We start from the raw sequence: 25454 nt of genomic DNA, 5'->3' as shown, positions 1-25454 counted from the left end.
AATAATTATTAATGTAATCTCTTTTAAATTACTAAAAGTAATGCTATTTAAAAAACTACTAAATAGAGTCTTTTTATTAATTATTAATTATTAATTATTTATTTTTGATTCTACTACACATTCTTAATATAGTTTATTAATTTTTTCTAAATCAAATGGAGTATTTTGATAAATACAGTAATTTAACCAATTTCCAAATACTATATTGGCACTTCCCCTCCATTTTACTATTGGAGTTTCTTTTTCATTATCTTCAGGAAAATAATTTTTAGGGATAGCTATTTCCATCCCCTTACTACAGTCCCTTAAGTACTCATCCATTAAAGTATATCTATCATACTCTAAATGTCCTGTAATAAAGACTTGTCTTTTATCCTTTGTTGCAATGATAAATGCTCCAGCTTCTTCTGACTCTGCCAAAATATCAAGTTCATTAACTTTTTCTATATCTTCTTTTAACGTTGTAGTATGTCTTGAATGGGGTGCATAAAAAATATCATCAAGACCCCTTGTCAGATCCTCATTTATCTTATTCACCTTATGTGGAAATACTCCAAATATTTTTTTATCTAATGGATGCTTATTTATCTTGTAATGATAGTATAATGCAGCTTGCGCACCCCAACAAATATGAAGGGTAGAAAATACATTTTCTTTGCTCCACTCTAGTATTTCTTCAAGTTCACTCCAATATGCTACTTCTTCAAACTTTAAAGTCTCAACAGGTGCCCCAGTTATTATTAACCCATCAAACTTTTGATCCTTAACTTCATCAAAATAATTATAAAACTTTTCTAAGTGCTCTATAGGAGTATTTTGTGAAGTGTAGGTTTTCGTTTGCAGAAGTGTAACTTCCACTTGAATTGGAGTATTTGATAAATATCTAAGCAATTGATTTTCAGCCTGAATTTTAATCGGCATTAAATTCAATATTGCTATTTTTAAAGGTCTTATATCTTGCGTTTGTGCTCTTTCTATATTCATTACAAATATATTCTCATTAGATAGAACTTTAAAAGCTGGTAATTCTTTTGGAATTTTAATCGGCATATAACCCCCTCCTTATAAAATATTAAATCATAATTCATTTTATTTTAAAAGCATTTATGCTATATTCTTCCTTAAAGTCTAAATTGAGTATATACTATTAATAGAGTCTTATGTAAAGGAGGTTGACAATTGGAAAAAAATTTCAAATTTTACTTTAGGCTTTTTAAGATTACTTTTTATGTAAGCTGTTTTAGTTTTGGTGGTGGCTATGTAATTATTCCTTTTTTCAGAAAATATCTAGTAACTGATATGAAAATCTTAACTGAAGATGAACTATTAGATATGGCTGCTATTGCTCAATCATCACCTGGAGCTATTGCTGTAAACTTATCATCATTAATAGGATATAGATTCCTAGGAATTTCAGGGGCTATTATTACTTGTATAGGTACAGTATTACCACCCCTTATAATTTTGTCTATTATTTCTGTTTTTTATGATGCATTTAGAAGTAATCTGTATATTTCTGCTATTCTAAAAGGTATGGAGGCTGGTGTAGCTGCTGCCATTGTTGATTTAGTAATAGACATGAGTCTTACTGTGTTTAAAGAAAAGAATACATTACTTACTCTTTTAGTACCAGTATCTTTTATAGCTAGTTTTTTCTTTAATGTTAATGTAATACTAATTTTAGTTATAGGAGCTATACTAAGCTTTAGTCAGGCATTTATAAGAAAAAGAAAGGAGGCTAAGTAGATATGAATATACTATTTGATTTATTTTTAATATTTCTAAAGATTGGTTCCTTTAGTATTGGAGGAGGTTACGCTATCGTACCTTTAATCCAAAAAGAAATTGTCGATACTCAAGGGTGGCTTACTCTGCAAGAATTTACTGATATATTAACTATTTCTCAAATGACTCCTGGACCTCTTGCAATAAATGCTTCAACCTTTGTTGGTATAAGACTAGGTGGAACACCTGGCGCTATAGTAGCCTCTTTTGCTTGTGTTATTACAGGTGTACTTGTTTCAATTACTCTTTTTAGATTCTTTAGAAAAAATAATGATGTAGATGAAATTTCAAATGTCTTAAAAGGTTTAAGATCTACATCAATCGGTTTAATTATTGCTGCTGCTGGTACTATAATTCTAATATCTTTTACTGGACAATCTAATATTAATTTTGATTTTGAAAGTATTAACTTACTAGCGGTTGGAATATTCTCCATCTCAATGTTTTTACTTAGAAAATTTAAGTTAAATACCTTAAATATCATTTTAATCTCGGGACTAATAGGTTTATTTTTATATACATAACCTAAAATATTATTCATATGCAATTTAAAAACCCTCTGTTTTTAAACAAGGGGTTTTATCAATAAAATACAAAAAGGGCTGTTGCAAAAACAGTCCAATTTATAATCAATAATCCTTTTTCAAAACTCCAGATGGAACTTTTTCATTCTTCATTATTCATTGTTCAATCGACAGCCTCTTTTTATTTAATATTTTAGATTTTTTTAATTTCTTCTATTAAATCATTTATATTTATTTTTGCAATAAGGATAGAATCTTCATCATTAAATAATTGTAGCTTATCTACATTAACATAATAGTAGCATACTCCAAGTTTTCTCTTTATAATTAGCTCATATTCTTTATTATCTATTAATTTATAATCCTTATTAGCTATTTGAACTATTTCCTTAATTTCTAAAAGGCTTAAGCTTCCTAAATTAATTAACTTGTTATATAAAAATAATGCAAATATATTATTTTCCTCATAAACATTTGGAACATCTATAATTTCTTCAAATTTAATTATTATATCTTCTCTTATTACATTTACTAGATAACTTCTAGTTATCTTAATATCTTTAATAGTATTAGAAAATCTATATGCTAATTCATCTAAGGAGGCTTCATCCTTAAGCTCTATTATCCTATCTATTCTTTCAATTATTTTTTCTCTTGGAAAAAAAGTTTCCTGCCCAGTAGATACACTCTTTTTTATAAACCATTCTTCTGGAATCAAGTCCTTCCTCTTCCATCTATATAATTGTCCATAAGATATTCCTGTTAAATCTAAAAGCTCTTTCTTTGAAATTAATTCTTCAGACATACTTCCTCAACCACCTTACTTTTCTTATCTATAGTTATCTTTCCTGTATATTCAACCTTTCCAATTGAGCACCCTTCTAATATAGTTATATTATGACCTCTTACAACTTCACATTCTGTGTCTTGAAGTGTTATATTATCACCTTCTATAACTTTACTAGTTAAACTACCATATCCAAAGTCAATCCATCTAGACTTTCTTATAATAATTTCACTTCCACCTATCTCTTCTATAACACATCTGCTTTTAGGAGTTATTTCTATTTTATCAGCTGATAATAAACCCTTAACTTTTAAACCTCCCTTACTATAAAAATTGTTACCTTCACAATTTCCATCAGTTTCTAGTTCACCTAAAATATTAATATTATCAAAGGTTAAAGCTTTAACTACACTTAGTTCTCCTAAAACTTTTATATTATTTCCTTTTAATCTTCCTTGTACGCTTACTTCACCAGTTATATTCAAATCTTCTCTAACTTCTAAATCTTTTTTAGCTTTTAAATCACCCTTAATCTTAGTTAGTCCAAGTATTGAATCTTCTTCTAAATTACAATCACCTAAAGTAGTTAAAATATTTATATTTATCTTATCATGGAATCTTGAGTCCCCCATAATTTTTACTTTTTTAGCTGTAATAGAACCATTAATTTCTGCATCCCCCATAATTACCATCTCTTCACATTCTATATTGCCATTAGTAGTACTATTACCCATTACCTTTATCTTGTTATACTTTCCTTCTGATATAACACCATCACCAAAAATTTTTGTATCATTATACATATTATATATCTCCCTCTATACTTTAAACTTTTCTCTTATTTTAGAATTTCCATTAATAATTAGTTCTCCTGAATATTCTATCTTGCCGATGTCACATCCATCTCCAATCTTAATGTTTTTCCCTCTAACTACATTGCATTTTGTATGCTCTAAATATATATCATCTGCTTCTATAACATTAGATATAAGTTTACTTCTACGTGATTTTGTAAAAAATAAAACCCTAATTAATCTTCTAGCCTTCCTTACTTTTAATGTTTCTCCACCTATTTCGTTTATTTCGTTAGTCAAAGATAAATTTAGTTCTATATTATCACCTGAAAGTAACCCCTTAACTCTCACCCTTCCTTCTGAGTAAAAGCTTCCACACTGACAATCTTCTCCAGCAATGAAATCTCCATTTACTTCAACCTTATCAACGTTAACTCCCTTATTAAATGAAGCTCTTCCATTTACTATAACACTTTGTCCCTTAAGCCCCCCTTTTGATGATAGAACTCCATTTATTTCAAAAGGTTCTTTTACTTCAATATCGTCATAACAAGTAAGTAGTCCATTTACATCCATAGATTTTGTATTAATTCGTCCTAAAGTCTTTCCCTTACCATTTACAGAGAGTTCATCACATATTAGATCACTATTAATAGTTCCCATACCGTTAATCCCTACACTATCGTAATTTCCACCATTTATATTTCCTAATCCATTAATATCAATATTATTCATAAACAACCTCCAACATAACATTGTTTCATTCAATATTATAAAAAATTATCTCTTTCACTTTTATATTATAATATTATCGTAACATTGTTACATTGTAAAGATTTTTTTATAAAAAATTTATTACTTTAGACTTATAGTCTAAGTGAATCTAAACTCCCCTATAAAAGCATATTTAATTTTATTGATATTTTATATTTGCTATTATAAAGAAAAAACTAAAAAAATAAGCTGCCAAATAGCAGCTTATCATATAACTTATCTTTATAATTCAGATCAATTTATTTACTTAATTATTCATTCTAAATTATTCACTTTTACTATTAATGTATTTTTCTATTTCTTCAGCAACTATCTTAGCATGAGCTGTTGCCTCTACTACAGTTTTTGCTCCAGTTACAACATCACCTGATGCAAATACACCATCTCTAGTAGTATGTCCAAATTCATCTGCTAAAAGTAATCCCCATCTATTAGTTTCTAATCCCTTTGTATTTGAAACAATGTTATTTCTAGGTGACTGACTAACAGAAATTATAATAGAATCACATTCAAATAATCCTTCTTCTCCGTCAATATTAACAGTTATTACTGTTCCATCTTCAGATACTTCATTTTTAGTTGCTATATATTTTACGCCTTCTTCAGTAAGTTCAGTAGGAGATTTAAAGAATTCAAACTTTACTCCATCTTTAACAGCACCTTCAAGTTCTGCTTTAGTAGCTGGTACGTTCTCTATACCCTTTCTATATAGGATATAAACTTCCTTAGCTCCATTTCTTATAGCAGTTCTAGCTGAGTCCATTGCTACATCTCCAGCACCAATTACACATACCTTTTCTCCTAAGTTATACACTTCAGGAGATTTTAAATAATCTATAGCATAATGTACATTACCAAGGCTTTCTCCCTTAATATTTAAAGTCTTAGGGTTCCAAACTCCTGTACCAATAAATACAGCCTTATATCCATCATAGAAAAGTTTGTCTAATGTTAGAACTGGTCCGATTAAAGTATTAGGTCTAATTTTAACTCCAAGCTCAATTAATCTTTCTTCATAATGATCTAATATGCTCTTTGGAAGTCTAAATTCTGGAATTCCATAACGCATTACTCCACCTATTTTATCATGAGAATCAAATAGCGTTATTTTATAACCTTTTTGAGCTAATATAAAGGCAATCGTTATTCCAGCAGGGCCTCCACCTATAATTGCTATTCTATCATCTAGTTCTTTTTCTTTTTCAAGTTTTACATTTTCTAAGTAATATTTTGATATATGTCTTTCAATGCTACAAAAGCTTACTGGTTCTCCTTTAATTCCTCTTATACAGTTTCCTCTGCACTGATCTTCATGAGGACAAACTATTGAACATACTAAAGATAAAGGATTATTTTTAAATAACATTTCTCCAGCCTTAGCAATTTGTCCTTCTTTAAATAAAGTTATTATTTCAGGAATCGGAGTTCCAATAGGACAATTAAGTTTACATTTTGGATTTTTACAAATATAACACCTATCTGCTTCAATAACTAATTCTTTCATTAACAAACTCCTTTAATTTCATTCTGGTTTTTTTACATTATATCATCAATTTTGATATTGAACAAAGATAAACTTCTTTCCAGTATTCCATTTAAATAAGCCAATACTATTCCATAATTAGTTATTGGAACATTTTTCTCCTTGCATGTATTAACTCTATTTATTACTGTTTTTCTATTTATCATACATGCGCCACAGTGAATTATCAAGTCATACCTATCTATATCCTCAGGAAAGTCATGAAAAATGCTATAATCATAAGTTAATTCTGCACCTACAAACTTATTAATTAATTTAGGAATCTTAACTCTTCCAATATCCTCATGGGACACATTATGGGTACAACTTTCAGCTATTAAGATTTTAGAGTCTTTATTTAAATCTTTAATTTTAAAAGCTCCTCTAATGAATTCCTCAAAGTCTCCCTTTTGTCTTGCAAATAGCATAGAAAAGCTAGTTAATTTTATTTCCTTTGGTACTATTTTATCTACTTCTCTAAAAGCTTGAGAATCTATTATTACTAAATCAACATTATTTATATCTTCTAATGCTGATTTCAATTCTGTATCTCTAACTACATAACTTTTAATTCCATGATCTAAGCAATCTCTTATACATTGAACTTGAGGTAAAATCAATCTTCCTTTTGGTGCTTCAGAGTCTATTGGAACTACAAGTATAACTTTACTATCATAAGGAAGTAAGTCTCCAACTATAGGAAGCTCTTCATCCTCTTCCTTTAAAATCCTTATTAGATTTTCTTTTAACTTTTCAATACCTTCCCCTGTTACTGCTGATAGGAATATATAGTCCTTATATTTCTCCTTTATAAGCTCTAACTCTTCTTCTTTTATTTTATCAATTTGATTAACAACTGTAATAAATGGTATATTATATTTTTTAAAGCTTCTTTTAACCTTAGTGAATTCATCTAAATCTATATCTAAAATATCAAAAACATATATTGCTATATCTGTTCTTTTTAAAATATCTAAAGTTCTCTTAGTTCTTATTTCTCCTAAATCACTTTCGTCATTAAATCCAGCAGTATCTATAAACAATACTGGTCCTACAGGTATTAACTCCATAGCCTTTTGTACTGGATCTGTAGTAGTACCTTCCTTTTCTGAAACCAAGGATACTTCTTGTCCCAATAGTTTATTAATTAAAGAAGATTTACCAGCATTAGTTTTACCGTAAATTGCAATATGCTTTCTATTTGCATTTGGTGTTGAATTCATAAATACACCTCCTATAGATAAAGATCTCTTTCTCCAGCTCTAAGTCTTTCTATATTTTTATCTAAAATATCTCTAATATCTTTTCTCTTAATTCTTTCTCTTTCAGTCTTAACAACAGCTTCAGCTTTTTCTAATATTTCCTTATCACCATAGTCTATAGCAAATTCTAAAAGAGTAGTCATAGCATTAGGCTCACATACATTTTGTATTTCTCCTGACTTTGCAAGCTTCATAAATCTTTCACCAGTTCTTCCTCTTCTATAGCAAGCTGTACAATAGCTTGGAATATATCCATCATCTAATACTGATTTTATTACCTCTAAAGGAGTTCTATCATCTGAAGTCTTAAATTGAAGAGTTTCTCTTCCCTCTTCTCTTTCCTTATATCCTCCAACTCCAGTGCTAGAACCTGCACTAAGTTGAGATACACCATATTTTATTAACTCTCTTCTCATTTCTGCTGTTTCTCTAGTAGACATTATAATTCCTGTAAATGGTACAGCTATTCTAATAATTGCAACTAACTTCTTAAACATTTCATCATCTACTAAATGAGGGAATTCTTGCAATGTAACTCCTGAAGCTGGTTTTAATCTAGGCATAGATATAGTATGGAATCCTACTCCGTATTTTTCCTCTAAATGTTTATTATGCATCATAAGTCCCAAAACTTCGAATTTAGGATCAGAAAGTCCAAAAAGAACCCCTCCACCAACATCATCTATTCCAGCTTCCATAGCTCTATCAAAGGCAGTTGTATGATAATTATAATCTCCCTTTAATGATTTAGGATGCATTAATTCATATGTTGGTTTGTGATATGTTTCTTGGAATAATATATAAGTTCCGATTTTAGCTTCCTTAAGTAATTTATAATTTTCTACTGTTGTAGCTGCTATATTTACATTAACTCTTCTAATTTCTCCGTTATCATTTTGAGTTGAGTAAATAGTTTCTAAACACTCTAAAACGTAATCTATAGGCGCATTAACTGGATCTTCACCAAGTTCTAATGCAAGTCTTTTATGTCCCATTTTTTCTAAGATTTTAACTTCTTCAGCTACTTCTTCCATAGTTAATCTTCTTCTATTAAAGTCATTTGTTCTTTTATATCCACAATAAACACAGTTATTTACGCAATAATCACTAACATAAAGTGGAGCAAATATAACTATTCTCTTACCATATATAGAATCTTTTATTTCTCCTGCTAACTTAAATATTTCATTTAAATCTTCCTTATCTTCTGCTTGTAATAAAATAGCTATATCCTCATATGATAATCCATCTCTTTTTTTAGCTTTTTCTAAAACAGCTTTAATATCTTCTCCCTTAGCGCCCTTAGCTTCTTCTAAAATTCTTTCAATATACTCATAATCAATAAACATAGTACACCCCCGTATTGTAATTTTTATATTAACTTTATATTTTCAAGCTGAATATTACCTTTAGTAACCTTATGATATCCATTTTCCTTAGCCCAAGCTACATTGTCACCTCTAGTAATTTCAACTCTAAAACCAGCTTTATTAATTCTTCCTTCAATACACTTTCTGCATTCAGCAGCTTCATCCCCTGTACATATCTTTCCATCATATAATGAATATTTTTCTCTTACACTAGTTGGAGAAAGATTTGGCATTACTACATTGCCTCCAGCCTTTAATCCCTTTTCTCTTCCTACTGGATCTATACTTCCAAGAGCCGTGGTAGATGGCAGTAAAACATTAGGCAATAATAATCTAATTATAGCTAACATTGTTGTAGTCATTTCTAGAGTTCCACCTTTTTCATCTTTTAATGGAGTATCCTTATGTGGAATAAAAGGTCCTATACCACACATATGAGGTTCAAAGTCCTTAACAAATAGTAGGTCATTAACTAAATCACTATTTGTTTGGTTAGGAAGACCTACCATAAATCCAGCTCCAACTTGATATCCTATTTCTTTAAGATTATTTAAACATTCTCTTCTTTCTTCAAAGCTTGCTCCTGGATGAAGAGAGTCATAAAGTTCTTTTGTAGCAGTTTCATGTCTTAATAGATACCTATCAGCACCTGCTTCAAACATTTTCTTATAAGATTCATAACTTCTTTCTCCTAGAGATAATGTAATTGCATTATTAGGATACTTTTCTTTAATAGCTCTAATAATTTCAATCATTCGTTCATCAGTAAAATAAGCATCTTCCCCACCTTGAAGTACATAGGTTTTATATCCAAGTCTATCACCTATTTCAACACATTCTAAAATATCCTCTAGTGTTAATCTATATCTATCTGCATACTTATTTTCTCTTCTAATGCCGCAATAGATACAATTCTTTTTGCATATATTCGTAAACTCTATAAGCCCTCTCATATAGACAGTATTGCCATAAGTTTTCATCCTAGTTTCATGAGCTTTTTCTACTAAGTAAACCTTATCTTCCGATGTTAGATTGTCTAGTAAAAATAATAATTCTTCAAAACTCGCATTATTTTCTAAATACAATTTATCTATTATCTCTTTTACCTTCATTAAAATCCTCCAAAATAAGCTATTTTATATTAAATATTTTTCATTAATCTATTTCTTTTTTACTGATCGCTGTTTTTACAGTAACTCCACTAATATTCCCAAGCTTTCCCGTTAAGCTATTAATTTCATTTAAGCTACCAACAACTACTATAGAAACAATAGAAGTTTCATTTTCTAGAGGTATGCCCATTCTTCCCTTAATACTTCCTCTAAAATTAGCAACTACTTCATTAAATTCAGAATTGCATTTGCTAGGTTCTTCAAGAATTGCACTAATTACACCTATTTTCATACTACATTCCCCCGAACTAATTATTTTTAATTATAAAAATTTAATATATTTCTTAAGAACTTAATAAAAGAAAAAGCCTGTCTCCTCTAAAAGAAAACAGGCTATATATTAATAATAAAAGCTATTAGTTTAACCAAGAATAGCATAAACTAGCTATAAATTAACTAATTCATAGCCTTTATTATTAATACAATATTTCAACTTTCTTTCAAATCAGATTTCTCTTTTTTGTTAGATATATAATTATTTTTTTAACATTTATAAATATAATAAATAAACAAATATATGAAGATATCATACACTCTCCAAAAAAATGAGTATTTATTACTCTATATTTACATCATAAAGATTAGTTTATTATATGTCAATAGTTAATTATTTGACAAAGTGTATTAAATTTAAAATAATAAATATAGGAGTCTCTCAAAATTATCTATACTAAATTCGAAAAACTCCTATAACTTATATGTCAAAAAATAATTTTAACTTTTCTTTTTCATCGGGAGCTAAATCATAATTATGTACTTCTGATATGCTAACCCATTTTCCTTCTTCAAGATCTTTACCTAATATTACTTTTTCTTTTAGTTCCCCCTTGAAGACTGCACATTTTTCATTTGTTATACTATTAGTTATTTCACCTATTCTGTCTAAATTAAATACTATAGATTTTAAATCATCTTTTATAGCGCGAGTCACACATTTTTCTTCTGACTCCTTGCCTTTTATTTTTCTTGAAACACTATACCAATACTTAGGTGCATTTTTCTTTGTCTTCTTCATAACTAAAAAGATATTGTTAAAGTCATCTTTTATAATAACAGAACACTCTGCAACTTTATTCATATTTATCCCCCTTTAATATTGTCTTATAATTTATAAACTGTAAAGCATACACATACAACAATAATATTCTACAAAAAATTCAAATAACCTTTATTTTTTTGCAATTTTTTTAAAAAAAGGACTACTTTTTGTAAAATAAGGACTATACAGTACTAACAAAGTCTGATATAATCCCAGTTCCATATATTTTAAGAAAATTCATCCTCCTTAATATAAGTATAAAAATAGAATTATAAGGGATTATAAATATCCTATCTTCTTCAAAAAGTTTCTTAATTCCGTTTTATTTATTAAAAGTAATTAAGAAACTTTTTATTATTAATTATTAATTGTAAAAAGAGCTGTTTTCACAGCTCTTTTTACAATGGGTTTCCATCAAAATCTTTATATTCAGACTTATTTTTATCATTACCAACATTATCTTGTTTCTTATTAAGCCTCTGTCTTCTTTCACCTTTTTGCAACGGGTTAATAGAGTTCTTTTTCATATAAAACACATCCTTTCAAATGTATTTTATACTGAATTAATCTTTTAATACATTTATTATACTTCAAATTCTTCTATTTCAATTGCATAAGTACTACAATGTCTACAAACCATAATAGTAACTAAATAACTGGTATCAACTACACCTTCCATACTAAGTCTAGTAAAAGACTTTTTATCATACTCATTATCAATACTACTTGTAACAAACTTACCATCTTTACCATAAGCATAAAAATAGTATTCTAAGAAATCAAACACCTTTTTCTTTTCTTCTTTTCCAGCTTTACAATTACTGCAACAGCTTTCATAATAAGCACTTTGGAAATCTACTTCTTCACTATTTTTCAATAAATTTAAAATATCATTCACTTCAATATTCTTTAATTCTTTTTCTTCATCATTAGCAAAATACTCTAGATTATCTTCACTTAAAACATATTCCTTATTATTAAATATAAATTTGTACTCCATATTAATCCTCCTAATAAGCTTTATTTTTCATCATTATACCATATTACTATTAAAGTCTAACCAATATTTCATTAATTTCATTGCTTACTTTTATTCTTTCTTCATAAATCCACTTAAAATCAAACTCTAACTTAAATACTTTACAGAAGGAATAATACATATTTATTCTTTGATAATATATTTCAAGTTCATCTAAGTTCCCCTTAAAGCACTGTGGTCTACTTATCACTTTATTTTTTAGAATAAATAATTCCTCTATATATCCTAAAAAACAATTCATAAGTTCATCTTTGCTTATATCAAAAGGTATTTTTAATAATTCCCACTGAGTTTCTTCTTTTAATTTAAATCTCTTGATACTCTCTAAGATAATTAAATACTCATTTATATCCATTTTTCTATAATAATCAAGGCTTTCTTCTCTAGTAGCCCATAAAGCAAGTTTTTCATTTAAAGGTAAGCTTTTTATGTTTAATATAGTATCTGAAGGTCCTATTACAGCTTCTTTTATAACTCTATCTTTTTCACTTAACTTATCTTTTATAAACCTCTGATTTCCTCTTACAGTTGCCACATATCCAACTTCATATATTCCTTTTCTTCCAGCTCTTCCTGCTACTTGTTTAACTTCTTGAGAAGTTAAATTTCTAACCTCTTCACCATCAAACTTTTGAATATCCAAGAATATTATTCTTTTAATAGGTAAATTCACTCCCATGCCAATAGCATCAGTAGTTACAAGAACTTTATTTTCTTTATTTATAAACATATCATATTGTTTTCTTCTTACCTCTGGAGGTAAATCTCCATAGATTATACTTACCTTTATGCCTTCACTTGAATACTGCTCAGCTATTTGTAATACTTTCTTTTTAGAAAATACTACTATAGCATCCCCAGCTTCTACTTCTTTATGATCAAAATTCTTATCCTCAACAACTAAAGGAATACTTCTCTTATATTCTTTAAACTCAAATTCATCCTGGCAGTCACTTAATATTCTTTCAACTACTTCTTTAGCATTTAAAGCACCACATAAATGTATTTCTTTACATCTAAGACCAAGTAAAGCTCTGGTCCACGCTGCTCCTCTCTGAGAATCATCTATCATTTGAATTTCATCAATAATTGCTATATCATATTCTTTTTTTATGTCTAGCTTCTCTATAGTACAAGAAGTGTGTGTTGCACCTTCTTTTATTATTTCTTCTTCACCAGTTAATAAATTACATACTATATTTTGATTATTTAACTTTTCATAATTTTCTAAAGCTAAAATTCTTAGAGGTGATAAATAAACACCATTTTTAGCTAGTTTAAGTCTCTCAACCGCATTATAAGTTTTTCCAGTATTAGTTTCACCTAAATGAACTATAACTTTTCTTTTAATGTTTCTAGCTAAGATATATTCATCTTTTGGATTTTTAGGAAAGTTCTCTTGAAATTCTTTTGAAATCAACTTAGGAATATGCATTTTAGTTAATACAGACATAAAACCTGAATTAATAAAGCTATTATAATTCCCCCTAACAACCTCATAAAAATCAAAATCAGTATTATTCTTTCTGTTATAATCATCTAACAACTTTTTAGAAACATATTCTAAAAGTTCTTCATATTCTTCTTTTACTGATGAGAAATCCTTAAATCCCTCATTTTCCATATCTTTAAGTAATCTTAATTTCTTCCTTAATGCGCTTTCTTGTTCAATTAAAGCACCTACCTTGGAATTATATGCAATTTCTTTTATATGATTAATTTGTGATTTTAGCTTCTTGAACTCTCTTTGTAGTGCGTTCTTCTTCAAATTCTCACCTCTTATTATTAATAAAAATTCTTATTTATAAATTATATCATTATTTTTCTTATTTATTTTAAATTTTATGAACACATAATTAATATTTTTGATTATTTTTAAATTTTCTTAAGGATTTATTAAGGTTTTTCTATTATAATAATAACTATAGAAAATCAATTGGAGGATATTTACAAAATGAATGAGAAAAATATTTACTTAGTATTTTCCAACACTGGAACTATACTGTCCAAATGCATCTACTTATATACTAAAGATAAATATGTTCATGTATCTATAAGCTTTGATGATTCTTTTGATAAGATGTACTCCTTTGGAAGAATATATCCAAGCATACCTTTTATAGGTGGATTTGTACAAGAAAACTTGAAAGATGGTGTATATAAAAAATTTGAAAATAGTAAATGTGTAATTTATAAAGTTACCATCAGCAATCATCAGTATAATTTATTAAAAAAAGAACTTAACGAATTTATTAATAGTGAAAAAAGATATGGTTATAACTTAATTGGCTTGTTCGGAGTTGTACTACAAAGGCCTATTAAAAGAAATAATAGATACTTTTGTTCAGAATTTGTATCCCAACTATTGATTAATAGCAATATTTATAATTCAAACAAATGTCCAAGCCTTATTAAGCCAAGTGATTTATTAGAAATAACTCAAAAAGAATTTGTATATGAAGGCCTTACTAATGATTATAGAAATACTATCGAAGAATTAATTTCTTAGTAAAATAAAACTTCAAATAATAACGCCCATTGACTTTTGCAATCTAGCTAAATCAATGGGCGTTATTATTTAAAGTTTATTGAATATTATTATAACTATTTTTCTTTATTTATAACTTTCTTAACTTTATTAAATACTTTATAAAGTTTTGGATTCTTTTCCTCTTCTTCTAATCTGACTTTTAATTCTGTCATCTTCATAATTGGTTCTAGCATATACATTGCATCTTCATATCCACTTCTTATCCTTGCCCTTTTTGCTATTTCATCTAAATTCAAAGTACCATTTATAACATTCTCATTTAAATTTCTTGGAAAGATCTCAATAATATGAGTATTTGGATATAAGGATCTATCTACCCTAACTTCTCTAGATAATAAAACTACAATTATAATATCACAGTTTTCTCCATATACAGGCTGAATAGGTGTATTATCTGTAACTCCACCATCTATATACTTCCCCCCAAATAATTCTGTGGCTTCATATATTAATGGAAGGGATGCTGATGCAATAACTATTTCTTTTCCCATCTCTTCATCATGGTTACTTACATTAAAATATTTCACTTTAAAGTCTGGAAGTTCTGTACATGCTGCATAACAAATTTTATTATTTTCTTTTACTTTTCCAAAATCCAGATACTTATTAATTATTTCTCTAGCACCATCTTTAGATACTGCACCTTCATTAATTTTTTGATTCATATATTTTTTAGCAACATTTAAATTTTTACCACCAATAAATAGTCCAATACCTTTTTTTAATAACTCAAACTTACTAATTGGTATAAGCTTATCTATAGTTACTTCTTCCCATAATGCTTCTGCAGCATCTATATCATCTTGCGCAAATAGAACTGCATTAAAAGCTCCTATAGAGGTGCCAGAAAATACCTCTATGTATTTATCTATTCCAAGTTCCTTTAAGGCCTTAAAGACACCAAGTTCATAAGCACCTTTACCTCCACCACCAGATAATACCAATCCTATCTTCATAAAAATCCCCTCTTTTTTATAACATTAGTAATTATTCTTCATTATATAATAACTACTTCTCTTTTGCTAATTCCTCTTTCTTAAGTTTATATTTCAAAATTTCATAAGTTATTTAACTATTACTAATTCCATATTAAAATCATTGAATATTACACAAAATCAATATTAAATATTGTTCTTCTTATGGATTAAATTATAACTTATTCACTTTTTTATATCAATATTTACCTAAATTTCACAATAATAACTAACCTCCTTAGTAAAATATTTAAACATATTTTATATTAGTAATAAATATTTCATATAAGAACATTCTACATTGAAGGAGTAAATATTACACATAAATATAATAAATATAAATCTTAAGATAAAGATAATATAATATTATGAAGGAATATGTTATTATTAATAGGTATTTTAGTGGAGGAGGACATATTTATGTTAAATTATGATGAGGAAATAGTTATAAAAGAAAATTTACCATTAAGAATAAAGAAAAAATTCATCGAAGGAGTTAAAAATAAAGACTTTTTAACAACATTAGGAATGTTATTAATTAAGACTTTAGTATTTATTTTACTTATTTCAGATGATAAAGCAAACGGAGTTAATCTTAAGCAAGCTTTCTATTCAATGCCACCAATTTTAGTTTGGATAACTGTGAACTCAGCTTTTCTATCATTAGGTTTCTTCTTCAATGAAAAAGTTCAAAAATGGGCTTTTTGGACTTTGAATTTATTATTCACATTCATTATTATTGGTGATATGTGGTACTTTAGAAGTAATGCTGTATTTTTAAATTATCATATGTTTAAGATGACTAGTAATTTGGACAACTTAGGTAGTTCAATAATCTCAATGTTTAGAATGGTAGATATCTTATTTATTATAGATTTAGTAATAATTGCTTTTAGAAATATAAAATGTAGAAAAAGTACTATAAATTATAAAAGAAATATAGTCGGTGGACTATCTATATTATTAGTAAGTTTAATTTACCTTGGCTACGCTAGAGTGAAAATAGATATTAAAAAGATATCCTTTGCAAATCAATTTGTTTTTGTAAACTCTTGGGCACCTAATCAGACAATGTCAAATTTAAGTCCTATTGGTTACCATATATTCGATGCCTATAATTTCTATGAGCAATCTAAACCTTATGTATTTGAAGGCGAAGAACTTGAAAATGTTAAAAAGACTTTATCAAGTTTAAAAGAAAATAATTCTGATAATGAATATAGCGGAATAATGAAGGGCAAAAATTTATTATTAATTCAATGGGAATCATTAGAAACTTTCATAGTAAATCAAAAGATAGATGGGCAAGAAATAACACCTAATTTAAATAAATTACTTAGTAACTCTCTATATTTTAATAACTTTTATGAACAGACTTATAATGGGACAAGTTCTGATGCAGAACTAATTACTAATACATCAGTATTTCCTGTAAGAGAAGGATCAACATTTTTTAGATATCCTAATAATACATATGATCATTCTTTTCCTAATATATTTGAGAAGATGGGCTATGATACCTTAGCATCTCATCCAGATAAGGGATCCTACTGGAATTGGCTAACTAATCTTAAATCAATAGGATACAACACTACATTAGACTCAACTGATTATGATACAACTGATAAAATAAACCTAGGTGTATCTGATAAAAGTTATTTAAAGCAATTTGGCGATAATTTAAAGGAGATTAAAGAACCTTACTTAGCATATACAGTAACATTAACAAGTCACTCTCCTTTTGACATTCCAGATGAAGAAAAGGCACTTAAGTTACCATCTAATATAGAAGGCACTAGACTGGGTGGATACTTCCATTCAATTCATTATACAGATAAATATTTAGGTGAACTCATTAATAGCTTATCAGAAAATGGAACTTTAGATAATACAGTTGTTGTCATTTATGGAGATCATGAAGGCGTTCATAAATTCTATGATGATGAAGTAGCTAGTATTAAAGGATTAGAACCTTGGATGGAAGAAAACAATAGAAAGATTCCATTGATTATTTATAATAAAGATCTTGAAGGAAAGACCTTTTCAATATACGGTGGACAAGTTGATACCTTACCAACTCTAGCTTATTTATTTGGAGCGCCAAAGGAGGATTATTCTAATTCATTAACGTTAGGGAGAAATTTATTAAATACTAATAAAGATTATGTAATTCTTTCAAATAGAGAACTACTTCATAACGGATTAACTGAAGAAGAACAGAAGAATGTAGAAAGTCTGATAGATATAAGTGACAAGATGATAAGAGGAAATTATTATAGAGATGAGGCTGGTATTAATGAATAATAAAGTAGTTTTAAAGATTTTAATAGTAATTATGTTTATAATGCCTATTGTATCAATAGAAGATATTGTCCCTTGGGCTATTGCCTTATTCTTCATACATAAAAGTATAAAAGGATTTAAAGCAAAAGATGACCTTAAACCAATTATATTGAACACAGTTTATTGTGGAGGAATAATATTTTTCTACAATGTCATTGCAAGATATATAGAAAATATATTGATTAAGGCATGGCTTTAAAATTAGAAATATATAATGAATAATTAAGATTTAACTCCTTGGAAATTATTTATTTAAATTTACTTTAAAACTCCTTAGGGAGTTTTTTTAATGGTCTGTTTTAATTGAGTTTTGGTAATGTATATTATTTTAAAAGGGAACATTTTATAAAAAAGGAGCTAATGCTAAGTAGATATTAATCTTCTTAACATTAGCTCCTTTTTATGAGACTTAACTAATAAATTTATTTCTCTATAAATCTATTAATAAGCAAAGTCCTACTATAATTTTATTAAATTACTTAAGAGAGTTCTTTGCTAATTCTACTAAGTCTGCAAATGCTTTAGGATCATTTATAGCTATTTCAGATAACATTTTTCTGTTCATATCTATTCCAGCTAATTTGATTCCATTTATGAATTTTGAATAAGATAATCCATTCATTCTTGTAGCAGCATTTATTCTTGCTATCCAAAGTCTTCTGAAATCTCTCTTCTTTAATCTTCTTCCAACATAAGCATTTCTTAAAGCTCTTATTACTGATTCATTAGCAGTTTTGAATAATCTGCTCTTTCCACCATAGTAACCTTTTGCAAGCTTTAATACTTTTTTATGATTTTTACGTGAATTTACCGCTCTTTTAACTCTTGCCATGTTTCAAACCTCCTATAAATATGGTAATAATTTCTTCATTGCTTTTTCTTGAGTAGTTGAAACATAAGCAGCTTTTCTTAAGTTTCTCTTTCTCTTTGAACTTTTCTTAGTTAATATATGACTCTTAAAAGCCTTAGCTCTTTTTAATTTTCCAGTTCCAGTCTTTTTAAATCTTTTTGCTGCACCTCTGTGGGTTTTCATTTTTGGCATAATACTAATCTCCTCTCAAGTTATGCTTTCTTTGGCCCTACAACCATTGTCATATTTCTGCCTTCATGTTTTGCAGGTTTTTCAACTACACAAACATCTTCTAACTTAGAAACAAAATTCTCTAATATTCTTTGTCCTATATGTCCTAATTGTGCTTCTCTACCTTTAAATCTAACAGTGATTTTAACTTTATCACCATCTAATAAAAATTTTCTAGCATTTTTCGCTTTTATAGCGATATCATTTTCTTCAATAGTTAAACTACATCTAATTTCCTTTAGAGTAGTAACCTTTTGCTTTTTCTTTGCTTCTTTTTCTTTTTTTGATTGCTCATAAATATATTTTCCTAAATCCATTATCTTACATACTGGTGGATTTGCATTAGGAGAAATCATTACTAAATCTAATTCCTTCTCATATGCCATTTTTTGAGCTTCCTTTGTTTGAAGTATTCCTAATTGTGAACCATCATCCCCAATTACTCTAACTTCTTTAACTCTAATTGCTTCATTACAAGTAAAATCCTTACTTATATCAAGTCACCTCCAAAATTTTAAATAAATACACAACAAAAATAGAGGACTAATGCCGCCCTCTAGTCATTATAAAAACCTAGTTACATAAACTAGATATTATTAAAACTAATTACCCTACTAAGCATAGCCGTAAGGTGAGAAACGGCTGTTTCTACTTTACATACAATGTATTTTATCATTTTTTTTAATTTGTGTCAATTATTTTATAATATTTATTTTATACAATAATAAAACTATTTATTCGTTTTTTTATATAATTTTTGTATTATTTATGTTTTAATTTTCTATTTCTCCGCTGAAATCTAATATGCCGCCTCTTAAATTATATAACTCTTTGAATCCTTCTTCTTCTAAAAAGTTACATGCAACACTACTTCTTACTCCGACTTTACAATAAACTAAAATGGGTTTTTCCTTATATTCTTCTATCTCAGATACTTCCCATTCTAATTCTTCTACTGGAATATTAATTGAATTAAATAATCTACCTTCTTTATATTCATTTAGTCTTCTTACATCTAAGATTACTAAGTCTTTTTTATCTTTAATAAGTCTTTCAGCTTGAGTACTATTTATTGATTTAATCATACTATTCTCCTATTGTTTTTCTCTTATTATATTCCTTTGCTTTTCTATATACAATACATTAAATAAAAAAAGGCAAATCAAAGTAATTCTTCCTTACTTTAATTTGCCCTTATATTTTTCTTAATTAAAATCTTCTATTCTAATTAAATTGTTTATTTTGTAAACGAAATTAGATTTGCATAAATCTTCAATAGCAGAATTCACATTACCTTCCTTAGTCTTGTGAGTTACAAGTACTATAGTTACTTGATTTTGATTGTCTACATCTAAACCTTTTTGTATTACTGATCTTAAACTAACGTTCTTTTCTCCAAATACTGAACTTATTTCTCCTAACACTCCAGGTCTATCTTCTACTGTTAATCTCATATAGTATTTACTTTCTATTTCATCAATACTGTAAATTTCCTTTACCCATAAGTTGTTTTTAACAACAGGATTTAAATTGTCATTTTCAATATTACTTCTTAATATAGATACTATATCTGAAACCACTGCACTACCTGTAGGTAAATCACCTGCACCTCTACCATAGAACATTAAATCTCCAACAGCATTACCTTTAATTAATACTGCATTAAATGAATCATACACATTTGCTAAAGGATGATTTTCAGGTATCATAGTAGGATGTACCCTTAACTCTAATTTACCTTTGTTATCTTTAACTATAGCTAATAGCTTTATAACCTTCTTAAACTCCTCAGCATATTTAATATCTACTGACTCTATCTTAGTTATACCTTCTCTAAAAACATCATCAACTTTTATTTTAGTACCAAAAGCTAAAGATGATAATATAGCAAGTTTATATTGAGAATCAAAACCTTCAATATCTGAAGTTGGATCTGCTTCAGCATATCCTTTTTCTTGAGCCTCTTTTAATGCTTCGCTAAAATCTAACCCATCAAAAGCCATCTTAGTTAAAATATAATTTGTAGTCCCATTAACTATACCATATAATCTTTCAACTTTATTAGCTGTTAAACTTTCATTTATACCATTTATTATTGGAATTCCACCAGCAACACTAGCTTCATAATTAAACATTACGCCTTCTTTATCAGCCTTTTCAAAAAGTTCATCTCCACCAGTTGCAAGCAGCATTTTATTCGCAGTCACTATATGCTTCTTCTTATCCATAGCTGCAAGCATATATTCTCTTGCCGGTTCAATTCCACCCATTACTTCTACAACAATCTTAATATCATCATCATTTACGATATCATTAAAATCTGTAGTTAATAATTCTGATGGAACATCAACTCCTCTTGTTTTACTAGTATCTCTTACTAATATTTTGGCTACTTCTACTTCATAGCCTGATCTTTTCATTATTTCTTCCTTGTTTGAATTTAGAATCATCCAAACGCCTCGTCCTACATTGCCTAGCCCCAATAAAGCAATTTTGACTTTTTTCATTTCGCTTCCCCCTTATTAAATATTTAGCACTAAATCAAGTACTTATTGCTAATATATCTATTATACTAATATATTTAAAAATTTACCATTATAACTTAATTTTTTGTAAAAAATTTTAAGTTTTTTAATCAATTTATTATTATTCTACCTAATTATTATTATTTTCGTTATAATATTTTCTTTTGCAAAAATACTATTATAAAAAATAAAAAATCGTTAAGAGTTTTAAAAAAATCGCCTTCTGTAATTTGGAATAAATCACATCCTCAAGAATTTATTTTAATTATTAATTCACAATAAAAAAGCTGCCCGAAGGCAGCTCATATCTATCTTTTACTAGTGTCAAAAGGTTCACCAGACGCCTTAGGCGCTTGTGAAGATTTAGAGAATAAAACTAACGCTATTAATGTAACTACATATGGGAATATCTTTAATACCACCCCTGGTATTGTAGCTAAAGATGGTATTGCTTGAGATACATTTGCTATAGTTGATGCAAATCCAAAGAAGAATGTTGCACCTAAAATACCAAGTGGTCTCCATTGACCAAATATTAAAGCTGCTAATGCTAAGAATCCAAGTCCAGCAACGCTACCATTAAACTCACCAGAATAAGTTAATAATATTATTGCTCCACCTAAAGCTGACATTCCACCAGATATCATAACCCCTAGATATCTCATCTTAAACACGCTAACACCAGCTGCCGCAGCTGCTTGAGGATGCTCTCCACACGCTCTTAATCTTAAACCGAAACTAGTTTTATATAATATAAATATACTAATTATAAGGATAGCTATAACAAGCCAAGTTGTTGCATATACTTTAGTGAAAAATAGCGGTCCTATAACTGGTATTTCTGATAAGAAAGGAACATCTTTTGGTATAAAAGAGTTAACTCTTATATTACCACTACCAGTAATATTTCTTGCTAAAAATACAGTTAAAGCTCCTGCTATCATATTGATGGCTGTACCACTTATTACTTGGTCTGCATTTAAATTTATACTTGCAAAAGCATGTAATAGTGAGAATAAAACTCCAACTATAACAGCTACTAAAAGTCCAATCCATAAAGCTCCTGCTACTCCATTTGCTTGAAGCTTAGAAACTGTTAAGGCACCTGCAAAGGAACCTACTATCATAAGTCCATCAAGCCCTATGTTTACAATACCACTTCTTTCACAATATAATGCTCCTAAAGCAGTTATTAATAAAGGTATTGTGTAGGCAATTGCATATGGAAAAATTTGTTCAACTATGCTCCACATTATTTTTCCACCACCCTTTCAGAAGAATCACCATTATTACTTGAATCTTTATCTTTTTTCTTTTTAAATTTCTTAATTACTTTATCCATTACCATACTTGTTGCTGCAAAGTAAATTATTGTAGCCATTATAGTATCTGCAAGTTCTGGTGGTACCTTAACTGCAGCATTCATAAATCCTTTTCCTACGTATAATACTCCAAAGAATAATGATGAGAATACTACTCCAATTGGATTGCTTGCTCCAAGTAAAGCAACAGCTATACCATCAAATCCTTGAGTTGGCATAACACCAATTTGCATTATATTTGAGTTACCTGTATATTGAATTGCACCAGCAAGACCAGCTAAAGCTCCTGCAATCATCATAGAAAATACTATATTTCTATTAACTGGCATACCTGCATATTCTGCTCCAAATCTATTATATCCACCAGCTTTTAATTCATATCCTAATACAGTTTTATTTAATATAAACCATATAATTATTACTGCAATTATCGCTAAGAAAATACCCAAGTTTATATAAGAACCCTTAAACATATTTGATAACCATTCTACTCTTAGTGTAGCATTATCAGAAAGCATTCTTGATTCTGTTTCTAGGAACTCACCTTTAAAATATTTAGGAACACCATAATAAACTAGCCAATAAGCTACCCAGTTCATCATAATTGAAGAAACAACTTCATGAACATTAAATTTAGCTTTTAAAAGTCCTGGAACTGTTGCCCAAATAGCTCCTCCTAGGATACCAGCAATAACTACCACTGGTACTAATAAAAGTTTAGGAAGATCTAAAGTTAATCCAACCGCGATTGAACAAAATCCTCCAAATAACATTTGTCCTGGAGCTCCAATGTTAAATAGACCTGTCTTAAAGGCAAAAGCAACTGAAAGCCCAGTAAGCATTAAAGGTGTAGCAGTTGCTATTGTATTACCTATTCTTTCTGAATTCATTAATCCACCTTTAAATAGGTATTTATATCCTTCAACAGGATTAAAGCCCATAACTAACATTAATAATGCTCCTGCGATTAATCCAAGTACAATCGCCATTATAGATTTTAAGCCTTGATTCTTATCCATTAGCTTTCACCTCTCTTTATTCCTGCCATCATTAATCCAACTTCATTTTCATCTGTTTCAGATGCATTTACAATACCAACTAGTTCACCATTATTTACAACAGCAATTCTATCTGAAACATTTAAAACTTCATCTAACTCTAGCGAAACTAAAAGAACAGCCTTACCATTATCTCTTTGTTCTACTAATCTCTTATGAATATACTCAATTGAACCTACATCAAGTCCTCTTGTTGGTTGAACAGCAATTAATAAATCAGGGTTTGATTGAATTTCACGTCCAATAATACCTTTTTGTTGGTTACCACCTGATAAAGATCTAGCCATAGATTTACCACCTTCACCTGATCTTACATCAAAAGTTTCAATAATATCATTAGCGTATTTTTCTACTTCTTTTCTATTTATAAGTCCATTTTTGGAGAAAGGTTTATTCTTATATACCTTTAACACCATATTATCTTCCATATTATAATCTAAAATAAGTCCTCTTTTATGTCTATCCTCTGGAATATGAGCTATTCCTTCATCAATTCTATTTCTAATAGATAATTTAGTTATGTCTTTTCCATTAAAGAATATACTTCCACTTTCTACAGGTCTCATACCAGTAAGAGCTTCAACTAATTCAGATTGCCCATTTCCTTCTACTCCTGCAATACCAACAATCTCTCCTCTTCTAACCTTTAATGAGAAATTCTTTAGTCCTAGTACTTTTTTATTGTTCTTAACAGAAAGATTTTCAATGTTTAGTACTTCTTCACCAAGATTAGCTTCTTTCTTATCAACTTTAAAGGATACTTGTCTTCCGACCATCATCTTAGCCATTTCAGCTTCTGATGTTTCTTTAACATCAACTGTGCCAATATATTTTCCTCTTCTAATTACAGTACATCTATCTGCTGCTGCCTTTATTTCTTTTAATTTATGAGTAATAATGATAATTGACTTTCCTTCTTTTATAAGGTTCTTCATTATTTTTATTAAGTCTTCTATTTCTTGCGGAGTTAATACAGCTGTTGGTTCATCAAATATTAATACATCAGCATTTCTATACAACATCTTTAATATTTCAACACGTTGTTGCATACCAACAGAAATATCTTCAATTTTTGAATAAGGATCTACATTTAATCCATAAGATTTAGATAACTCTTCAATCTTTTTAGCTGCAGACTTTATATCTACAGTTAAAAACTTCTTTGGTTCTAGACCAAGTATTATATTTTCTGTTACTGTAAAGTTTTCTACAAGTTTAAAGTGTTGGTGTACCATTCCTATTCCTAATTCATTTGCTACATTAGGACTAGAAATTTTAACTTCCTTTCCTTTAACCTTAATGACACCAGCCTCCGGCTGATACATTCCAAATAACATTCCCATTAATGTTGATTTCCCGGCTCCATTTTCTCCTAAAAGAGCATGGATTTCCCCCTTTTTGAGTTGTAACGTAACATTATCGTTAGCTACAATCCCAGGAAACTCTTTACGAATGTTGAGCATTTCTACTACATAACTCATGAGTATCCTCCCTATTTTATTATTTTTAATTTTATGGATATATTATCTTTT

The 25454-nt window shown here is 28.5% G+C and carries 26 protein-coding genes and 1 other annotated feature; of the genes, 5 read left to right on the top strand and 21 right to left on the bottom strand.

Going from position 1 to position 25454, the window contains the following annotated elements; genetic code table 11:
- Window positions 1-123: 123 nt before the first annotated feature.
- On the bottom strand, window positions 124-1050 hold the full coding sequence (gene metA, locus GPX08_RS05245; protein WP_156625789.1) for a homoserine O-succinyltransferase: 927 nt from the start codon (window positions 1048-1050) through the stop codon (window positions 124-126).
- A gap of 129 nt (window positions 1051-1179) precedes the next feature.
- On the opposite strand from metA, the gene GPX08_RS05240 reads away from it, so the two are divergent.
- Together GPX08_RS05240 and GPX08_RS05235 are read left to right on the top strand one after the other, a co-directional pair.
- A complete protein-coding gene (locus GPX08_RS05240) occupies window positions 1180-1746 on the top strand; it encodes a chromate transporter (RefSeq protein ID WP_156625788.1) in 567 nt (188 codons plus the stop codon).
- 2 nt (window positions 1747-1748) lie between these two features.
- Complete coding sequence (locus tag GPX08_RS05235; RefSeq protein ID WP_156625787.1) at window positions 1749-2309, top strand: chromate transporter; 561 nt, start codon at window positions 1749-1751, stop codon at window positions 2307-2309.
- Between the two features lie 193 nt (window positions 2310-2502).
- On the opposite strand, the gene GPX08_RS05230 is transcribed toward GPX08_RS05235, so the two are convergent.
- The 11 genes from GPX08_RS05230 to GPX08_RS05180 all read right to left on the bottom strand — a co-directional run bounded on the left by GPX08_RS05230 (window position 2503) and on the right by GPX08_RS05180 (window position 13836).
- Window positions 2503-3114 carry a DUF4004 family protein gene (locus tag GPX08_RS05230; protein ID WP_156625786.1) on the bottom strand — a complete coding sequence of 204 codons (612 nt, stop codon included), beginning with the start codon at window positions 3112-3114 and terminating at the stop codon, window positions 2503-2505.
- Window positions 3099-3899, bottom strand: coding sequence for a hypothetical protein (locus GPX08_RS05225; RefSeq protein ID WP_156625785.1), 801 nt, complete (start codon window positions 3897-3899; stop codon window positions 3099-3101). The genes GPX08_RS05230 and GPX08_RS05225 overlap by 16 nt, the downstream gene beginning before the upstream one ends.
- Window positions 3900-3914: 15 nt before the next feature.
- Window positions 3915-4625: a hypothetical protein gene (locus GPX08_RS05220; protein ID WP_156625784.1), complete on the bottom strand. Its 711-nt coding sequence runs from the start codon at window positions 4623-4625 to the stop codon at window positions 3915-3917.
- Window positions 4626-4929: 304 nt separating this feature from the next.
- Window positions 4930-6168 carry an NAD(P)-binding protein gene (locus GPX08_RS05215; protein WP_156625783.1) on the bottom strand — a complete coding sequence of 413 codons (1239 nt, stop codon included), beginning with the start codon at window positions 6166-6168 and terminating at the stop codon, window positions 4930-4932.
- Between the two features lie 32 nt (window positions 6169-6200).
- Window positions 6201-7409 (bottom strand): [FeFe] hydrogenase H-cluster maturation GTPase HydF, encoded by a 1209-nt coding sequence (hydF, locus tag GPX08_RS05210; RefSeq protein WP_156625782.1) that lies wholly within the window; start codon window positions 7407-7409, stop codon window positions 6201-6203.
- A gap of 11 nt (window positions 7410-7420) precedes the next feature.
- The gene (gene hydG / locus GPX08_RS05205) at window positions 7421-8797 is read right to left on the bottom strand and encodes a [FeFe] hydrogenase H-cluster radical SAM maturase HydG (RefSeq protein ID WP_156625781.1); all 1377 of its coding nucleotides are present in this window, start codon (window positions 8795-8797) and stop codon (window positions 7421-7423) included.
- 23 nt (window positions 8798-8820) lie between these two features.
- The gene (gene hydE / locus GPX08_RS05200; protein ID WP_156625780.1) at window positions 8821-9930 is read right to left on the bottom strand and encodes a [FeFe] hydrogenase H-cluster radical SAM maturase HydE; all 1110 of its coding nucleotides are present in this window, start codon (window positions 9928-9930) and stop codon (window positions 8821-8823) included.
- Between the two features lie 43 nt (window positions 9931-9973).
- Window positions 9974-10222, bottom strand: coding sequence for an iron-only hydrogenase system regulator (locus tag GPX08_RS05195; RefSeq protein WP_156625779.1), 249 nt, complete (start codon window positions 10220-10222; stop codon window positions 9974-9976).
- Window positions 10223-10684: 462 nt separating this feature from the next.
- The gene (locus GPX08_RS05190; RefSeq protein WP_156625778.1) at window positions 10685-11068 is read right to left on the bottom strand and encodes a hypothetical protein; all 384 of its coding nucleotides are present in this window, start codon (window positions 11066-11068) and stop codon (window positions 10685-10687) included.
- Window positions 11069-11612: 544 nt separating this feature from the next.
- A complete protein-coding gene (locus GPX08_RS05185; protein WP_156625777.1) occupies window positions 11613-12029 on the bottom strand; it encodes a DUF3785 domain-containing protein in 417 nt (138 codons plus the stop codon).
- A 49-nt stretch (window positions 12030-12078) separates the two neighbouring features.
- Window positions 12079-13836: an RNA helicase gene (locus GPX08_RS05180; RefSeq protein ID WP_156625776.1), complete on the bottom strand. Its 1758-nt coding sequence runs from the start codon at window positions 13834-13836 to the stop codon at window positions 12079-12081.
- A 186-nt stretch (window positions 13837-14022) separates the two neighbouring features.
- On the opposite strand from GPX08_RS05180, the gene GPX08_RS05175 reads away from it, so the two are divergent.
- On the top strand, window positions 14023-14577 hold the full coding sequence (locus GPX08_RS05175) for a hypothetical protein (protein ID WP_156625775.1): 555 nt from the start codon (window positions 14023-14025) through the stop codon (window positions 14575-14577).
- Between the two features lie 95 nt (window positions 14578-14672).
- Here GPX08_RS05175 and GPX08_RS05170 read toward each other — a convergent pair whose 3' ends face one another.
- Window positions 14673-15575, bottom strand: coding sequence for a patatin-like phospholipase family protein (locus GPX08_RS05170; protein WP_156625774.1), 903 nt, complete (start codon window positions 15573-15575; stop codon window positions 14673-14675).
- Window positions 15576-15971: 396 nt separating this feature from the next.
- Here GPX08_RS05170 and GPX08_RS05165 point away from each other — a divergent pair, with 396 nt between their 5' ends.
- Both GPX08_RS05165 and GPX08_RS05160 read left to right on the top strand, forming a co-directional pair.
- On the top strand, window positions 15972-17897 hold the full coding sequence (locus GPX08_RS05165) for a sulfatase-like hydrolase/transferase (RefSeq protein WP_156625773.1): 1926 nt from the start codon (window positions 15972-15974) through the stop codon (window positions 17895-17897).
- Complete coding sequence (locus tag GPX08_RS05160; protein ID WP_156625772.1) at window positions 17890-18135, top strand: hypothetical protein; 246 nt, start codon at window positions 17890-17892, stop codon at window positions 18133-18135. The genes GPX08_RS05165 and GPX08_RS05160 overlap by 8 nt, the downstream gene beginning before the upstream one ends.
- Window positions 18136-18411: 276 nt before the next feature.
- Here GPX08_RS05160 and rplT read toward each other — a convergent pair whose 3' ends face one another.
- The 8 genes from rplT to GPX08_RS05120 all read right to left on the bottom strand — a co-directional run bounded on the left by rplT (window position 18412) and on the right by GPX08_RS05120 (window position 25403).
- Window positions 18412-18768: a 50S ribosomal protein L20 gene (rplT, locus tag GPX08_RS05155; protein ID WP_136004198.1), complete on the bottom strand. Its 357-nt coding sequence runs from the start codon at window positions 18766-18768 to the stop codon at window positions 18412-18414.
- A 12-nt stretch (window positions 18769-18780) separates the two neighbouring features.
- Window positions 18781-18978 (bottom strand): 50S ribosomal protein L35, encoded by a 198-nt coding sequence (rpmI, locus tag GPX08_RS05150; RefSeq protein WP_016206790.1) that lies wholly within the window; start codon window positions 18976-18978, stop codon window positions 18781-18783.
- 20 nt (window positions 18979-18998) lie between these two features.
- Window positions 18999-19511 (bottom strand): translation initiation factor IF-3, encoded by a 513-nt coding sequence (locus GPX08_RS05145; protein ID WP_156625771.1) that lies wholly within the window; start codon window positions 19509-19511, stop codon window positions 18999-19001.
- 27 nt (window positions 19512-19538) lie between these two features.
- Window positions 19539-19677, bottom strand: a sequence feature (ribosomal protein L20 leader region).
- A gap of 113 nt (window positions 19678-19790) precedes the next feature.
- Entirely contained in the window at window positions 19791-20102 is a 312-nt protein-coding gene (locus GPX08_RS05140; RefSeq protein WP_156625770.1) for a rhodanese-like domain-containing protein, read from the bottom strand.
- A 120-nt stretch (window positions 20103-20222) separates the two neighbouring features.
- Window positions 20223-21524: a homoserine dehydrogenase gene (locus GPX08_RS05135; RefSeq protein ID WP_156625769.1), complete on the bottom strand. Its 1302-nt coding sequence runs from the start codon at window positions 21522-21524 to the stop codon at window positions 20223-20225.
- A 326-nt stretch (window positions 21525-21850) separates the two neighbouring features.
- The gene (locus GPX08_RS05130) at window positions 21851-22795 is read right to left on the bottom strand and encodes an ABC transporter permease (RefSeq protein WP_156625768.1); all 945 of its coding nucleotides are present in this window, start codon (window positions 22793-22795) and stop codon (window positions 21851-21853) included.
- Window positions 22795-23883 carry an ABC transporter permease gene (locus GPX08_RS05125; protein WP_156625767.1) on the bottom strand — a complete coding sequence of 363 codons (1089 nt, stop codon included), beginning with the start codon at window positions 23881-23883 and terminating at the stop codon, window positions 22795-22797. The genes GPX08_RS05130 and GPX08_RS05125 overlap by 1 nt, the downstream gene beginning before the upstream one ends.
- Entirely contained in the window at window positions 23883-25403 is a 1521-nt protein-coding gene (locus GPX08_RS05120; protein WP_156625766.1) for an ATP-binding cassette domain-containing protein, read from the bottom strand. Before GPX08_RS05120 ends, GPX08_RS05125 begins: the two co-directional genes overlap by 1 nt.
- Window positions 25404-25454 lie beyond the last annotated feature (51 nt).

It is taken from the genome of Clostridium tertium, from assembly GCF_902652255.1.
Lineage (GTDB): Bacteria > Bacillota > Clostridia > Clostridiales > Clostridiaceae > Clostridium > Clostridium tertium_A.
The sequence above is the reverse complement of the archived record's forward strand: the minus strand, read 5'-3'. Positions and strand labels throughout refer to the sequence as shown.